A 543-nucleotide genomic window follows, 5' to 3' on the forward strand; every position below is an offset into this window, starting at 1 on the left:
CACCCTGCGCGGAGTTGATGATCCAGCCGGTAAGAGGCATGGCGATCATGATGACATAGAGCAGCGCATGGCTCAGGCGCGCCGCGGTGCGCTCCCAGGGGGCCATGTCCGCGGGAAGTGCCGGTGCCGGGCCTGCCAGGCGCCACAGCAGGCGCGCGACGACCAGTGCCAGCACCAGCATGCCGGTGGACTTGTGCCAGACGAAGAGATCGAGTTTCGTCGGCGAAAGCCGCCAGCCGGTGGCGAGCCATCCGAGCGCGAACTGGATGAAGATCAGCGCGGCGACGAGCCAGTGAAAGAACATGGCCACCGCGCCCCACGAGGAGACGCTGTTCGAGAGGCGGAACGTTCGCCGCCCGGTCGGGAGGGATCGGGGATTCGGTCGCATCGTGCGGGCAGTGTCGCAGTTGCGGGCGTCTGGAACAACACGCGCCGTTTGCGCAATTGTGTGCAGAAGCCGGCATATCGAGCGCCGAGTTCCGTGCGGGTCGCGTCGACCCCGTCCCACAATCGCGCCAAACTTCGGGCCCGCATGTCATGGAC

General features: G+C 66.7%; 1 protein-coding gene. It reads right to left on the reverse strand.

The genetic code is table 11. The annotated features are described in order from the left end of the window. Nucleotides 1-304 (reverse strand): cytochrome b (locus AC1DTN_RS38965; RefSeq protein WP_477925584.1); only part of this gene is annotated, 304 nt, incomplete at its 3' end. Nucleotides 305-543 lie beyond the last annotated feature (239 nt).

It is taken from the genome of Rhizobium sp. 01T444 (assembly GCF_056398305.1).